Origin of the sequence: Alloacidobacterium dinghuense, from assembly GCF_014274465.1 — a bacterium.
Lineage (GTDB): Bacteria > Acidobacteriota > Terriglobia > Terriglobales > Acidobacteriaceae > Alloacidobacterium > Alloacidobacterium dinghuense.
This window is the reverse complement of record NZ_CP060394.1, coordinates 640,103-655,004: the sequence shown is the minus strand read 5'-3', so window position 1 is coordinate 655,004 and position 14,902 is coordinate 640,103. Positions and strand designations below refer to the sequence as shown.

16 protein-coding genes are annotated in these 14,902 nt (G+C 56.5%); 8 read left to right on the top strand and 8 right to left on the bottom strand.

All coding sequences use genetic code 11. From position 1 onward, the window contains the following. Positions 1–69: 69 nt before the first annotated feature. Entirely contained in the window at positions 70–861 is a 792-nt protein-coding gene (locus H7849_RS02695) for a toll/interleukin-1 receptor domain-containing protein (protein WP_222439813.1), read from the top strand. Positions 862–1,342: 481 nt separating this feature from the next. Continuing rightward, positions 1,343–2,119, top strand: coding sequence for a GvpL/GvpF family gas vesicle protein (locus H7849_RS02690; RefSeq protein ID WP_186743935.1), 777 nt, complete (start codon positions 1,343–1,345; stop codon positions 2,117–2,119). Between the two features lie 126 nt (positions 2,120–2,245). Here H7849_RS02690 and H7849_RS02685 read toward each other — a convergent pair whose 3' ends face one another. From H7849_RS02685 to H7849_RS02675, 3 genes are all read right to left on the bottom strand, one after another. Continuing rightward, positions 2,246–2,548, bottom strand: a complete 303-nt coding sequence (locus H7849_RS02685; RefSeq protein ID WP_186743933.1) for a hypothetical protein — start codon at positions 2,546–2,548, stop codon at positions 2,246–2,248. A 269-nt stretch (positions 2,549–2,817) separates the two neighbouring features. Further along, positions 2,818–3,468, bottom strand: coding sequence for a CDP-diacylglycerol--glycerol-3-phosphate 3-phosphatidyltransferase (gene pgsA, locus H7849_RS02680; RefSeq protein WP_186743931.1), 651 nt, complete (start codon positions 3,466–3,468; stop codon positions 2,818–2,820). An 87-nt stretch (positions 3,469–3,555) separates the two neighbouring features. Then, positions 3,556–4,311, bottom strand: a complete 756-nt coding sequence (locus H7849_RS02675; protein WP_186743929.1) for a hypothetical protein — start codon at positions 4,309–4,311, stop codon at positions 3,556–3,558. 197 nt (positions 4,312–4,508) lie between these two features. Between H7849_RS02675 and H7849_RS02670 the strand changes: the two genes are divergently transcribed. The 3 genes from H7849_RS02670 to H7849_RS02665 are packed head-to-tail and all read left to right on the top strand — an operon-like array spanning position 4,509 to position 6,759. Beyond that, on the top strand, positions 4,509–4,859 hold the full coding sequence (locus H7849_RS02670; protein ID WP_251106566.1) for a PadR family transcriptional regulator: 351 nt from the start codon (positions 4,509–4,511) through the stop codon (positions 4,857–4,859). A gap of 12 nt (positions 4,860–4,871) precedes the next feature. Then, positions 4,872–5,150: a permease prefix domain 1-containing protein gene (locus tag H7849_RS26640; RefSeq protein ID WP_251106565.1), complete on the top strand. Its 279-nt coding sequence runs from the start codon at positions 4,872–4,874 to the stop codon at positions 5,148–5,150. Then, on the top strand, positions 5,095–6,759 hold the full coding sequence (locus H7849_RS02665) for an FtsX-like permease family protein (protein ID WP_251106564.1): 1,665 nt from the start codon (positions 5,095–5,097) through the stop codon (positions 6,757–6,759). Before H7849_RS26640 ends, H7849_RS02665 begins: the two co-directional genes overlap by 56 nt. Before the next feature lie 126 nt (positions 6,760–6,885). Here H7849_RS02665 and H7849_RS02660 read toward each other — a convergent pair whose 3' ends face one another. From H7849_RS02660 to H7849_RS02650, 3 genes are all read right to left on the bottom strand, one after another. Next, positions 6,886–8,151, bottom strand: coding sequence for a Glu/Leu/Phe/Val family dehydrogenase (locus tag H7849_RS02660; protein WP_186743925.1), 1,266 nt, complete (start codon positions 8,149–8,151; stop codon positions 6,886–6,888). Positions 8,152–8,567: 416 nt separating this feature from the next. Next, positions 8,568–9,203: a hypothetical protein gene (locus tag H7849_RS02655; RefSeq protein WP_186743924.1), complete on the bottom strand. Its 636-nt coding sequence runs from the start codon at positions 9,201–9,203 to the stop codon at positions 8,568–8,570. Positions 9,204–9,206: 3 nt separating this feature from the next. Beyond that, entirely contained in the window at positions 9,207–9,518 is a 312-nt protein-coding gene (locus H7849_RS02650) for a PadR family transcriptional regulator (RefSeq protein ID WP_186743922.1), read from the bottom strand. 110 nt (positions 9,519–9,628) lie between these two features. Here H7849_RS02650 and trpE point away from each other — a divergent pair, with 110 nt between their 5' ends. Then, positions 9,629–11,122 carry an anthranilate synthase component I gene (trpE, locus tag H7849_RS02645; RefSeq protein WP_186743920.1) on the top strand — a complete coding sequence of 498 codons (1,494 nt, stop codon included), beginning with the start codon at positions 9,629–9,631 and terminating at the stop codon, positions 11,120–11,122. 168 nt (positions 11,123–11,290) lie between these two features. Here the strand turns inward: trpE and H7849_RS02640 are convergent, their stop codons facing one another. Together H7849_RS02640 and H7849_RS26635 are read right to left on the bottom strand one after the other, a co-directional pair. Further along, positions 11,291–11,635 carry a hypothetical protein gene (locus H7849_RS02640; RefSeq protein WP_186743918.1) on the bottom strand — a complete coding sequence of 115 codons (345 nt, stop codon included), beginning with the start codon at positions 11,633–11,635 and terminating at the stop codon, positions 11,291–11,293. A 142-nt stretch (positions 11,636–11,777) separates the two neighbouring features. After that, positions 11,778–11,939 carry a hypothetical protein gene (locus H7849_RS26635; protein WP_251106563.1) on the bottom strand — a complete coding sequence of 54 codons (162 nt, stop codon included), beginning with the start codon at positions 11,937–11,939 and terminating at the stop codon, positions 11,778–11,780. 272 nt (positions 11,940–12,211) lie between these two features. On the opposite strand from H7849_RS26635, the gene H7849_RS02630 reads away from it, so the two are divergent. Both H7849_RS02630 and H7849_RS02625 read left to right on the top strand, forming a co-directional pair. Further along, a complete protein-coding gene (locus tag H7849_RS02630; protein ID WP_186743917.1) occupies positions 12,212–13,099 on the top strand; it encodes an acyl-CoA desaturase in 888 nt (295 codons plus the stop codon). 123 nt (positions 13,100–13,222) lie between these two features. Further along, positions 13,223–14,734, top strand: a complete 1,512-nt coding sequence (locus H7849_RS02625) for a cytochrome-c peroxidase (RefSeq protein ID WP_186743916.1) — start codon at positions 13,223–13,225, stop codon at positions 14,732–14,734. The last annotated feature ends 168 nt before the right edge of the window (positions 14,735–14,902 follow it).

The window sequence follows — 14,902 nt, the reverse complement described above, 5'->3', positions numbered from 1 at the left end:
CAACAAATTGCCGGAGTACACTCGATTTCAAGCATTTAAGGGAGTCGGAATTCGTCCGAACTCTCCGGCATTTGCGCTTGCTCTGATTCCTGCTGCTCCTCTGGGAGGTCTGCTCTGCGTTCCATCTTTATTAATTACCGGCGAGACGACTCCGAAGGCGAAGCTGGCCGGTTGTTCGATGACCTCACCTCTCACTTCAGCCGTGATTCGGTGTTTATGGACGTAGCAGCCATCGAGCCCGGCCGCGATTTTCGCAAGGCCATCGACCAGAGTGTAGCGAATTGCAATGTACTGCTCGCGCTGATTGGACGCGACTGGCTCGATTCAAAGGACAGTCAGGGAAGCCGCCGGCTTGAGAATGCGAATGACTTTGTCCGCATCGAACTGGCTTCGGCTCTGCGTCGCGATATTCCGGTGATTCCAGTCCTGGTACGCGGAGCGAAGATGCCGCACGCCGACCAACTTCCCGATGACCTCAAAGAACTGCATTACAGGAACGCCGTGGAATTAACCCACGCACGCTGGAAGTCGGATGTACAGGTGTTGATTCGCGCACTGCACCCGTATATGGACACGCCGGCTCCCCAGCCTGCGCGCGCTGAAGCTGCGCCTCAAGTTGTCTCTCCGTCTCCCTCTGGTCCTCACACTGTCAACACTGAAGTCGGAATCCAGAGAATCGGCACACAAGACATCGAACGCATCACGAAAGAACTCGCCACGTATATCGGTCCAATCTCCGACGTGATTGTGAAAAAGGCCGCGAAGCGCTGCACGTCTGTAGAAGAACTCTGCGGAAAAGTCTCCCAGGAAATCGAACGCGCCACCGACCGCGCAAAGTTCCTGCGCTCCTGCCGCTTCTAGACTCACCTTCAGAAGGCAGACGTTAGGCGGTCGCACGGGCCGGAGTGCTAGCCGGTGGTGTTCCCGCGCTTGGAGCCTGAGTGCTCAACCTTCCAGCCAACCCACTCAGAACAGCCAGAATGCGCAGCGCACGCAGCATTTCACGGATCGCAATTTGGCAGCGTCCGGTTCGATCGCCCATCTTCCCTCGGCGATTCTTGGACTAACGGAACCATCTGAAAGTCCTGTTCTTCGTTTGGTTAATGTCTTGTTCGTATTATGAATGCAATTTTGATATGGCGAATGCGAAATCACTTTCACGCGCTCACGTTTCCACCGGATCTAAACAAATATTTGCCAGCTGATACTTCGAGGGACTAGGATACGTGTCAGTTCGGAGTAGTTCGTGGCAAAACGGACACGCCAGAGCGAAACATGCAGTCGTTCCAAGAAGATACCGATGTAATCCAGTTAAAAGTGCCAGCATACGGAGAGATTCTCTATGGCATGGTATGCCTACTGCATTGCCGAGAAACAAGCCTTCCCTGAACTGCTTCGCCACCGCAAACCCATTCCTATGGAAACGGTGTCGGGCATAGCAGGAAACCAGGTTTTCCTCTACCCCGCCAGTGATTTAGCCGTTATCGTCAGCGAACATTCCCCCGAAGATAACTTGAACGATCGGGCAGCCGTCGAACACGCCCGAGTCATCGCAGACTGCTTCAAAAGCTCCACAGTTCTGCCGTTTCGTTTTGGAACCGTTTTCACGGACGACGAAAGCCTTCGCCGCTCGGTCCGCTCCAACCAGCGCCAATTCCTAACCAATATTGACCGCCTGCGCGGCAAGGCCGAGATGCACCTGAAGGTGCTGCTTGACGACTGCTGCCGGGAACAACTGCACGCTTATTCTCTTCACACTCATGGAAATCCCGGGACGGGCAAAGAATACCTCGCGCAGCTTCGGGAAAACGCTACTCGCCAACGCGAACGCCAGACGAAAGCCCGTGCCGTTTCTGTTCAGATGCACCGGATGTTTTCGCCGCTGGCGGAAGAAGTCAGCTGCCGCCGCACCGATTCCGGAAAGATGCTCCTCGATATCGCCCACCTGATCGACAACAAATGTGTGGAACGCTATCAAAATAAATATTCAAGCGCGAGCCAGATAATGAAGGACTGCCAGATGCAGCTTTCTGGTCCTTGGCCGCCCTACCACTTTGTTCACCGGCTCACCACGCGTCATGGGAATGCCCATCACGCAGCTCCGGTCGCACAGGCTTAAATCAGCAAATATCCGGCAGACCCACGTTTAATCTCGCCGGTCTTAAAAGAAGAGGCCAGCGGTCCAACCGCTGGCCTCTTCTTTTGTCCAAGGGGGTCGTCAGCTGGGCTGCGATATCGAAACGATTCAATATTGCACCGGACCCGAACAGACAAAGGTGTATTCGCCGGTCTTCAGGCTCATGGTTTTAAAAGTGACTCTGGCCTTCACCTGATCGCTCTCCAGCCTTAAAGGCGCTGTCTGCTCAATCATCACCAATGGCTCCCCGGAAAATGCCTCATCCACAACGCGGAGACGTCCTTCGGCCGTTTCAACCTCTGTCTCAGGCTCATGCTCGATCTTCAGATCGAACATGACGGAAACGGCCGGGTCGGCCGGTCCCGACCCAAGATAGAGCTTTCCCTTCTGCCAATCGAATGTCTTGACCATCGCAGAAGTATAGCTCTTAGACCAACGGCGCATTCTGCGCCGAGACAATAAGAGGCAAGCAAGAAGTAAAGCCCCGGCGGACCCACGAACCACCGGGGCTTCTCTCTTCTGGAGCAAGAGGATGCAGCGGAGCGATTCTATGGCAGAACATCCGCACAGCCTCTATTCACTAAAGACGAATGAGCCGCAAAATTGTTTACCGAAAAGCCCAAAGTCCAATTCAGTCGTTTAGCGATATCGCCTTGCATTTCGTTGGGCTAAATGCCGCCCTAAGCGGGAATATTCTTCTTTTTACGGCTAAGTACAAAATCATTGTCTCGCTTGCGCCGGCTGGCCGTGGCGCGATCGATCTTCCGCCAGAACGCCACGAAATAATCCACAGCCGAGATCGTCGAAACCAGCGCCATAAAATAGACCGCCGTTACCGCCACTGGGCGCACTGGCATGATGAACCAGCCAAAATGCCATGCATCCCAGCGATGCGCCAGAATCACCGCGACAACTGCGACGATCTGTATCACGGTCTTCAACTTGCCGATGTCGCTGGCCTCGATCGTGAACCCCTCGGTGCTGGCGATGCTCCGCAAGCCGGTCACCAGGAACTCGCGCCCGATGACCAGCACAGCAATCCACGGCTTCACAATGTCGGGACAATATTGAACTAAACAGATAAAGGCGGCCGTAATCAACAGCTTGTCGGCCAGTGGATCGAGCAGCATGCCAATCGTCGTAATCTGCCCGCGCCGCCGCGCCAGGTAGCCGTCTACTCCGTCAGAAATGGATACCAGAATGAAGAAGATGGAGGTAAACAGCTCCTGCTCGCCATTCGGCCCCCGCAATGGAAAATACGGCGAAAGCATCCAGATCAGGAGCGGAACGCTGAAGATACGGCACATCGTGATGGAGTTGGGAAGGTTCACAATGGACAGCCGGGCGAGAAAGGCTTTACCTAGCCATTATGCACCACCTCGCGTACTGCAAGCGAGGACCGCTCCCTCAGCAAAGTGTTATGGTTCCGGAGTCTCGTCCACGACACGATACCGCGATGGAACGGCAAAAAGCGACTCATCCGTCACTCCCCGGCTCACATCCTTTACGGCAACAATCTGTTCACCGGTTCGCGGATCGTCATGCTGGACAATCAGATATACCGAGAGTTCCGGCGAATACCAATATTGATCGACAATCTCGACCGCCTTTCCCGTGCCGCTCGCCGTGGCCGGAACCGTCCAGACCTTCTTGGTGCCGCGCAATAGCGTCGTTCCAATCGTCTGCTCGCCAAGATCCTGCTCTGTAGTCAGGGCAGCCCCCGCATGCGGCCCCAGAACTGGAATCCGCGCTGCCGTTGTTTGCGGCTGCCGCAGGACACTTTGTCTCGCCAGATGGCTGAATGGATCAAGATACGTACTCGTGCGCGTTGCCGGATCATAGATATGCGCTGACAGCAGGATTGGATCGCCCTTGAAAGACGTTGAAACCAGTTGCCTGCGCTCGTTGTAGATGCGTCCCGCTGCATCGCGGGCTACGTGGTTTGTCGTAGTTCGGATATTGAAGGAGCCAGCCTCCAGCTTCTGCTTGGAAACAATCTCGACGGTGGCAGAAAATGGCGCATCAGGAACCGGCGTGACAAAGACGCCGGGAATACGCACCGAAACACCGCGATAATCGGGCGGCATAGTAGCCGTCGCCTGCGCATAGCAGACAGAAACGGTTGAAACAACCAGCATGCAGAAGAATGCGATTCGCAACCCACCCTTAGGCATGATCTCCCTCGCTAAGAAAGCATACCGCAGGTGGTTTGTCTCAGAAATTCTTTCGAGAGACTTTTTGACCGAGATGCAAAGTCCCATGACCCCGGACCCCGTCTACGGCCCTGCCCCAAAACCCTTTCCCATAGAACTTCGAGTGGTGTATAGTCTTCTTCCATAGAAATTCGAGTGGAGAGGATGAACCGCGAATCATGGATGGAACAAAAAAGCCGACAGACGTCGACATGCTGAAGGGCACGCTCGACATGCTGATCCTGCGCACGCTGGTCATGGGGCCCGCCCACGGTCACACCATAGCCCACGTCATCGAGCACACATCGGAGAATGTGCTCGACGTGGAGCAAGGTTCACTCTATCCAGCCCTTCATCGCCTTGAAGATCGCCGCTGGGTTTCTTCCTACTGGGGTGCAAGCGAGAACAATCGCAAAGCGAAGTTCTACCAGCTGACGGCTGCAGGCCGGAAACAGCTGGTAGCTGAAGCGGGCCGCTGGCGTCAGATCGTCGAAGCGATCGGGCGCGTAATGGGCGAAAGCCTCGACTAGGGGAGAAAGACTGTGAACATCGGGAAATTTTTCACACGGCGCGGGCGCGACGCCGAATTCGCGCTGGAAATCGAAGCGCACATTGTCCTCGAAATCGATGAGAACATCGCTCGCGGTCTCTCCCGGAAGAAGCCCGCCGTCAAGCGTACCTCAAGTTCGGCAGCCCGCGACAAGTTCGGCAGCCCGCGACGAGTGCGAGAAGAAGAGTGGGAATTTAACACCTTGCATTTCTTCGATGACTTCTGGCGCGACTTCCGCTACTCCACCCGCACCTTATGGCGTGGTGCATGATGCGAAGACACAGCTCTACATCCTGCTCGCGGCAACGACGTGTGTGTTACTGATTGCCTGCCTCAACGTAGCCAATCTGTTGGTGGCCCGATCGGCCTCTCGCCGAAAGGAAATTTCCATACGTGCTTCGCTCGGTGGCAGCCGCATGCGGTTGTTGCGCGAGCAGATGACGGAAAGCCTGGTACTCGCCATCGCCGCTGGCGCTCTCGGTCTTCCCCTGGCATGGCTTGGGACACAATGGCTCATCCATACGCGTCCTGACCTGGCCCGCGTGGACACGGTCCATTTCGACGGCGCGATCCTTCTTTTTGGACTGGGCATGATAGCACTCGGCGGCATGCTTGCAGGTCTGGTTCCGGGCTTTTCGTTCCTGCGCGGGCCGCTGTTTGAATCGCTCCAGGAGTCATCCCGCACAAACAGTTCAGGCTCATCCACCGCTTTGCTGAGAAAGATTCTGCTCACGATCGAAGTAGGGTTCACGGTCGTGCTGCTCACAACCGCAGGCCTATTGCTGAAGAGCTACCAGAAATTGCGCTCGCTCGACATCGGCTGCGAAACACGCAATGTGCTTACCATGCGGTTCTCGCTGTCAGACGTGCAATACGACACCTATGCCAAGAAGAGCGCCTTCTTTTCAGAGCTTCTCGATCGGTTGCATGCGATACCCGGAGTGAAAGCCGCAGGGCTCGCCACTACACTGCCCGGTCAGGGCTATGGCGGCGACGCAAGCTTTTCCATCCTCGAATACCCAGCCGGAACTCAGGTTGGCCTGAATGCGATGCTCCGCGCTGTCGATCCGGGCTATTTTCAGGCGATCAGGATTCCGGTATTGAGCGGGCGCGCTTTTGAAGACCGCGAAAGGCTGAAGGCAGGTCAATCAAGTGTGATCATCAACCAGTCCCTGGCACGCCAGTATTTCCCGAACGAAAATCCACTGGGCAAACATATCCGCGCCAACATTTGGGGAGATGCCGACTTTGAAGTCGTCGGCGTTGTCGGTGACACGCTTTGGAGCCTTACGGAGCCAACAGGCCCGACGGTGTACTTCCCCATTCTTTCCGGCCCATGGTGGTGGTCGTCGATCGCTGTCCGCTCCGATCAGGATGTCACAGGACTGGCGCTCCCTATTCAAAAGGTGTTGGCGCAGCTCGACCCGAATCTTCCCGTCTCCGATGTGCTGACCATGGAGCAATCCATTGGCAAATCCACACTCGACGCCAACTTCACCTCGACGCTCGTGCTGGCGTTCGCCATCATCGCATTGCTGCTTGCTGCGGTTGGCTTGTATGGGGTGCTCTCGTATCTGGCTACCCAGCGCACCAGCGAGATTGGAATCCGCATCGCACTCGGCGCGCAACGCAGCTCAGTCGTGCGCTTGTTGTTATTCGACGGCCTGACGCCAGCATGGATCGGCCTTGTTCTCGGATTGACCGGCAGTGGCTTCACCGTGCAACTCATCCGCAACATGCTCTATGGAGCTCAGCCTCTCGACTGGACGATCTTCACAGCAGTCGCCATGCTGCTCCTGCTCGTAGCCGCAACTGCCTGTGCGATTCCCGCCTGGCGCGCTTCACGCCTCGATCCATTACAGGCACTGCGCATGGAATAGACATCGCCAAGGCATTGTCATCCTGACGCTGAGGAACGAAGCGGAAGGATCTGCTTTCACTTTCTTCGCTCAACAAAAAGAAGGACGGGCAAAAACTCGTCCTTCTTTCATTGGGCAAAGACCTGCTTATGCGTAAATTCCACGCTGCTTGATCGTGAACGCCACGCGATCAATCGCCAGCATGTATGCGGCAATGCGATTGTTCACTCCATGCGCATCCGAGTAGCGAACCACATCGTCAAAGCTCTCCGCCAGAATGCTCTCCAGTTGCTCGTTCACAACCGATTCTTTCCAGAAGTAGCCCTGACGGTCTTGTACCCACTCGAAATATGAAGCGGTAACACCACCGGAGTTCGCCAGGATGTCCGGAATGATAAATACCTTTTTGTCCGCCAGAATCTCGTCGGCGACAGCCGTCGTCGGACCATTCGCGCCTTCGCAGATGATGCGAGCCTTGATGCGTTCCGCATTGCGGCTGGTAATGACGTTCTCCGTCGCGGCCGGAATCAGGATCTCGCAGTCAGTCGTCAGCAGATCGAGCGAGTCCGCTGGCTCTGCGCCCTTGAATCCAAGCACCGTACCATTGCGCTGGCGATGCTCTAGCAGAGAGCAGATGTCGATGCCATTTGGGTTGTAGAGCCCGCCGTCGTACTCTGCGATGCCGATAATCTTGTAGCCCCTCTCGCGCATCAGGTTAGCGGCGTTGGAGCCCACGTTGCCGAAGCCCTGAATAATCACGCGGCAGCCGTTCACCGGCATCTGCAGATACTTCAGTGCTTCATCGCACATCACCCGTACACCGCGTCCCGTGGCTTCGCGCCGCCCGCGCGACCCGCCGATGTTCACCGGCTTGCCCGTCACCACGCTCGTCACAGTCTGGCGCTGATGCATAGAGTAGGTATCCATGATCCAGGCCATCGTCTGCTCGTTGGTGCCCATGTCGGGCGCGGGAACGTCCTTTTCCGGACCAATGAACTCGATAATCTCCGCAGTGTAGCGGCGTGTCATGCGTTCCACTTCGCCAATTGACATCCGCTTCGGGTCGCAGATCACACCGCCCTTCGCGCCGCCGAACGGAATATTCACCACCGCGCACTTCCACGTCATCCAGCTGGCCAGCGCGCGCACTTCATCGAGCGTCACATCGGGCGAATAGCGAATACCGCCCTTGCCGGGCCCACGCGCCTGCGAGTGCAGCACACGAAAGCCGGTAAACATCTCAATTCGTCCGTCATCCATCGTTACGGGAAAATGCACGATAATTTCGCGCGAGGGGTGCCGCAGCACGCGCCATAGACCCTCATCGAGGTTCAGCTTGCGGGCAGCAAAATCAAATCGAGCAGCCTGTGCTTCCCATGGATTAATCTCCTGCTCGAGCGTAATGGTAGCCATACGAAATCTATCTCTCCCTTGGAACGCCTTACCGTCCCGACCGGATTCTCCAACTTGCCCGGTAGCATTGTGTCAACGCCGCACGAACCATTTCAGACACGCCGAAGCCGGTTATCTCCGGCTGTCTTCCCTAAATGTTTGACCCGCAATGACAGTGAAAGACGCACATCCGGCCAAACTCACCGAGTATAGGCCTCCGCTCAAACACCTCGCAAGCATTACGGAGGTCACGAATAGTTATCTATTTGGATTCCAAAGACCTATTCGGGCGACGCTATGCCACCGCTAACGAACAAAACAGGGGCAGCAGCGCAGACTCAAAGCTGCGAATTTTGACCGGAATAACACGAAGAGAGGCTGAGATGAGTCAGTACGCCGGCCTCAGGACAAAGCCGGGATGCCTGAATAGATAAGGATTAGAAATACAACTGCTTCGGCCAACGGGCGACAGGCAATTTTCGCCGAATGGAAACCCGCTGCCATTCCACCCAGACCACAGGAAACAAGGAGGGGATCAGCAACCAGGACAGTTTGAGCGTATCCGCGCCGAGAATCAGCCCAAGCGCGCCGGCAAACACCGCCCATTTCACGCAGCGGAAAACGCGTCCGCGCGCAGGAGTATAGATCGGCATAAAGCGCGCTGCGAACAGGGTGCCGGTGATCAATGCAAAAGCAAGCGCCACTCGCGCCATTCCATGCGAACCGCTCAGGAAAAGCACCCCAGTTGCAACCAATGCAAGCGGAGGCACGACAAAAAGGAGGTATTTCAGCAAGGGGCTCGAGCAAACTACCCGCCCTTCCCAATTTCCCTCGCGCAGAACCCGCGCTTCTTCCCTCGTCAGCAGAACGCGGCGGTACTCGCAATTCGCGCTCTTCGCGTCACCCAGCGCAGTCATCGCCGACACCTCTGCTTGCTCAGCAGTTGCGCCTCGGGCCATGGCAGCCTCGCGCGCCGATTCATAGTGCTCCCGAATCTCAACGCAGACCTGAGCTGCCGACTCCTTCGATAAACGCCGAGTAGCCTGTTGCAACCAGTTTTCCAGTGCGGTCATCGCCTACGCCTCCCCCAGAATCGCAGTCACCGCTCGCGAAAGTTCGTGCCATTCCGCGCGATCCTTTGCCAGCGTCTTGCGTCCGGTTTTTGTGATGCGGTAATAGCGCCGCTGTCTCCCGCTTTCCACCGCATCATAGGACTCCACCTGACCTTCATTCTCGAGTTTGTGCAGCGCAGGATAGAGCGTGCCTTCCTTGAAATCGAGCACCCCCTGCGAGCGCTCTTTGATCTGCTGCGCAATACGGTATCCGTGGCTCGGCTCCTGCTGTAGAGCTTCCAGAATCAAGGTGGGCAGTGTTCCTTTGAAATTCAAGTATACCTCGTAATCCTATGCATAGGATACACTCGCTTTGCAGCTTGTCAATAGGATTCAAACTGGCGCCGATTGCGGTTCACCTGCGTACGGTACGATAGCCAAAAGCCATGCCTTCGCCCGAGACCACGCTCCCCAATCGCGCCGACTTCCTGAAGCTAGCCAAGTCGCATACGCTCGTGCCGCTCTACCGCACGCTCACTGCCGATCTCGAAACCCCGGTAACCGCCTTCCTGCGCCTCGCTGCCGACGAGCCCGAAGCCTTCCTCCTTGAATCCGTCGAGCAGGGCGAAAAAATCGGCCGCTACACCTTCATCGGCATCCGCCCGTTCCGCAAGATCGTCTCGCGCGGCAAAAATATTGAGATCACAGAAAACGGCAAGCTGCACCGCATGGAAGACGACATCTTCAACCTTTGCAAGGGATTGCTGAGCAGCCACAAGCCCGCGCGCATCCCGGGCCTGCCGCCCTTCACTGCCGGAGCCGTAGGCTTCTTCGCCTACGATGTCGTCCGCCAGATCGAGCGCCTGCCCGAAACCACCAAAGACGACCTCGGCCTGCCCGACGCCTGCCTCATGTTCTTCCACGAGGTGCTGGCCTTCGACCACATCCGCAAGGAAATGCTGCTCATCGTCACCGCTGACGTCACACAGCAGAAGCCCGACCGCGCCTACGCCAATGCCCTAAAGCGCCTCGACAGACTAGAGAAGCGCCTCGCAAGACCATTCCAGAAACCAAAACAGAAAAAAGTCCGCGGCAAGCTCAAGCTCGAGTCGCAGACGCGGAAAAAAGACTTCCTCAAAGCCGTCGAAACCGCGAAAGAATACATCGCCGCCGGAGACGTCTTTCAGGTCGTCCTCTCGCAGCGCTTCGATGTAGAGCCGGGCGTCGATCCCTTCTCGATTTACCGCGCGCTGCGCACTGTCAACCCATCGCCGTATCTATATTTCCTGCGCCTCAGCCTCAAAAAGAACGCCGACACGCACATCGCAGGGTCGTCACCGGAATTGCTGGTGAAGGTAAACCAGGACCGCATCCAGTACCGCCCCATCGCCGGAACGCGCCCGCGCGGATCCAGCGACGAAGACGACCGCCGCATCGCCGACGAGATGATCCACGATGAAAAAGAACGCGCCGAACACGTCATGCTCGTCGATCTCGGCCGCAACGACGTAGGCCGCGTCAGCGAGTACGGCTCCGTCGAAGTGAAGGAGCTGATGTCCGTCGAACGCTACTCGCATGTCATGCACATCGTCAGCGGAATCGAAGGCAAGCTCCGCCCCGAGTTACACGCAGTCGACGCCTTCCGCGCCTGCTTCCCCGCCGGAACCCTCAGCGGCGCCCCGAAAGTTCGCGCCATGGAAATCATCGAGGAACTGGAACCGACACGCCGCGGCATCTATGGCGGCAGCGTCCTCTACGCCGACTACTCCGGCAATCTCGACTCCTGCATCGCCATCCGCACGTTGTTGCAACAAGGCAAGAAGGGCCACATCCAGGCCGGTGCCGGAATCGTAGCCGACTCCGTCCCGGAGAAGGAATTCGAGGAATCGATAAACAAATCCCGCGCCGTTGTAAGGGCGATCGAACGCGCAAGAAACTGACAATGTGTTGAAATAGATAAATCTGAACAAACTGAACCGAGCAGAAACAGTCACACTCTCAGGACTATTCGTACTAAGATTCGTGCCCCAGGGTAAGTGGGGCACGAAGAACTGAGGGCAATGTGCCTGCAGCTTCTGCTGCCAGATCACTATGCGATGGAGATGACCTTAGTTACTACTAATCTTTATGTGACACTCACAAGAGATATCCGGTCCGATTTCACCAGGCGGTGCAGGACCGGGTTCATAGGTGATGCCCTTAAAGTTGCCAGACCTTAATCGATGAATAAGCAGCGTGGCTCGGCTTCGCAAGACCTCATCGCTGGTATTCGCGATTGCAGCGGTTTGGCTAGGCGAAAGGCGGAATAGTTTGATGAGGGTTGCTCGCGGATTTGCCTCAAGTTCATCAGCGGCTTCTTTTGCAAGAGCGGGATTTTCCTGAGCTAGCTTAAGTAGTTTCTGAAATCCTGCATCGTCAAGTGATGCAGTTCGGGTAGGTAGGTTTTCAGCCATACTCTGAGCACTCCTTTCTGATAAAGGGGCCCAACTTGCCACGTTTGAGTCTAACCCTGACGCAGCGGCAAGATGTTATCACACCACAATCTCCGCTTCAATCTTCTTCGAAAATGCAATTACTCACAAACGCGCGAGTATTTCACGCGCGCGCCAACCCAGATCCAAGCGGCCCTGCATCCGCACGCTGCAACAAGGCAAGAAAGGCCACACCCAGGCCGGAGTCGGAATCGTAGCCGACTCCGGCCCGGAAAAAGAATTCGAAGAAATCGGTAAACAAATCCCGCGCAATAGTAAGAGCCATAGAAAAAGCTAGAGGCTAGATCCCCCAAATCCTGTCATCCTGAGCGAAGCGTGGCGAAGTCGAAGGCTTCGCGCGAACAAAGTTCGTGCGAAGCCTTGCGCTAGCAAGGCTCGTTTCAGAAAGGCAGACCGGTGCCCCATCCTTCGCAAAGCGAAGGGTGGGAAGGCAATATCCCAACCAGCCATCCGAAGTGCTCACATATCCCATCACATTAAAGAAAATTCACCCAACAAACCCGCAATCCCTGCTCGTATGAGAGCAGAGGATCAAGCATGGCCACAGCCACCACCGTTGAAGAAAAGCAAGCCCACCCGCTAAGCCGCAGAGCACAAGGCAATTCCTTCAACACGATCACGCTCCTCTTTCTGATCCTCTTTCACGCCGGAGCCATCGCCGCGCTCTTCTTCTTCAACTGGAAGGCAGTCATCATCACAGCCGTTTTGTACTTCATCGGCATCAACCTGGGAATCTGCGTCGGCTACCACCGCCTGCTGACGCACCGCGGATACAAGGTCCCTCGCTTCTTGAAATATCTTCTCGTCACGTGCGGAACCCTCACACTTGAAGGCGGACCGCTCTACTGGGTGGTCAATCATCGCGTCCACCATCAGCTCACCGACCGCCACGGAGATCCCCACACGCCCCGCGAAGGCGGCTGGTGGTCGCACGCCGGATGGGTGATCTACGGCAAGGGGCTAAGCATAGAATCCGAGCTGATCCGCAAATACGCGCCCGACATTCTCGCCGACCGCTACCTCATGCTGCTCAGCGAATACCACTGGATGCCGCTCGTCATCCTCGCCATCGTCCTCTATCTCACCGGCAGCTGGCCCTTCCTGCTTTGGGGAATCTTCTTCCGTGTCACCTTGAGCCTGCACGTAACCTGGCTGGTCAATTCAGCCACGCACATATGGGGCTCGCGCCGCTTCTCGACACATGACGATTCGCGCAACCTCTGGTGGGTCGCCCTCCTGACCGGCGGCGAAGGATGGCACAACAACCACCACGCCTATCCCGCCTCCGCGCGCCACGGCCTCACCTGGTACGAATACGACCTCAACTACTACTGCATCTGGGTATTGGGGAAACTAGGCCTCGCCCGACAGATCCACACCGCATCCCTTCCCGCTCATCAAGACGTCAAACTCCCTGGCGAATAATCCGCTTTGAATTTCCCGGCCCAGAGCCAACCGGCTGTCAGCAGAGTCACCCTCAGCGGCGATTGCGGGCGTTTTTTAACGCCCCAATACAATACTCGGCGCGTTTTCCTGAGAAAATAAGCCATGGGCACCCGTCTCGTATCAGGTGTTCTGACCGCGCTCGCCCTCAGCACGCCTTTGACATCTGCGAGCGATCAACCACAGTCAACCACTGCGGCCGGCCCGAGCAATCTTGCCGGCAAAATGCCTCCCTCCTTTGATCAGGAGGTCGCAAGAGTCGTGGCCGCCCTCGACAAGATTGAGGCCGACACCTTAAGCCAGGTAGAACACACTCAACTTGACCGTCAGGCACAGGTCCGCACGCTGGGAAAGCTCCTGCTCTTCGATAAGCACCTTTCGGTCAACCAGAACGAAGCATGCAGTTTTTGCCATACGCCGGAGACCGGCTTCACCGGGCCGATTCAAGCACTGAACCAGACGACAGTCTCCTACCCCGGATCGGTGAGAACCCGGTTCAGCAACCGGAAACCGCAAAGCTACATGTATGCGCCCTTCGCTCCGGTACTCCACTACAACGCGCTTCAGGGCGATTTTGTCGGTGGAAACTTCTGGGATATGCGCGCCAGCGGATACCGCCTCCAGAATCCGAGCGCGGAACAGGCACAGGGGCCACCCACCAATCCCGTAGAAATGGGATTGCCCGATTCGGCTTGTCTCGCCTACCGCATTTCCCAGGCTCCCTATCGCAAGCTCTTTGAAACAGTCTGGGGCGAGGATTCCTTCACCATTCAATGGCCGCCCAACGTGGAAAAGATCTGCGCAACGCCGGGACCACCCCCAGCCACGGACGAATACCCCGTCCATCTCAGCGCCGCCGACCGTGCTCGATCCGACCGTGTATACGATAGCTTCGGCCTTGCCGTCTCCGCGTATGAGTTTTCGCCCGAAGTGAGCCCGTTCACGTCAAAGTACGACGCCGTTCAAGCCGGAAAGGATCAATTCACACCCCAGGAAAAGTTGGGTTATGAATTGTTCCGCGGCAAAGCGCGTTGCAATGAATGTCATCGTGATGGAGGCCCGGGCGAAGAGCCGCTTTTCACTGATTTCACCGCCAGTAATCTAGGCGTCCCGAGAAATCCTGGCCTGCAATACTACTATGAGGGCGCTCCCGATCAGCACGGCTATTCTGCGAACCCCAGCGGCAACGACTACGTCGATGCAGGCGTAGGACACTTCCTGCGCAAACTCAAAAGCCTGAGCGGGCAGCTAAATCCGGATTCGGGGTGGATCGAGCTTGCGCCGCACTTCGACGGCAAGTTTCAGGTGCCAACATTGCGCAACGTGGATATGCGCCCAACGCCTGATTTTGTGAAAGCGTACATGCACAACGGTTACTTCAAGAACCTGAAAGAAGTCGTGCATTTCTACAACACGCGCGACGTTCTGCCGAGATGTGCGCCCAATGACCCGGGCGAGAAGATCACCTGCTGGCCGGCGCCTGAAGACTCGACAAATCTCAACAAGCGCCAACTTGGCAACCTGAAACTGACGGACCAGGAGGAGGATGCACTCGTAGCTTTCCTGAAAACCCTCACCGACGATTACAAGATCCCGAACCAGACAGCCGCAAAGTAGAACCCATCTCCTAAATGTCCCTGAGAGACGCAGCAGGTTAGTCAGAGTTACTTCCGAAATGCCGACCACCCGGACATTACTCAACGCAGGCGCGTTTATGAGGACTAACGGCCTACGCCGTCCTCGATGAGTGCTTTGTCCTGTACGCGCCAATTGAAATCGCACTTC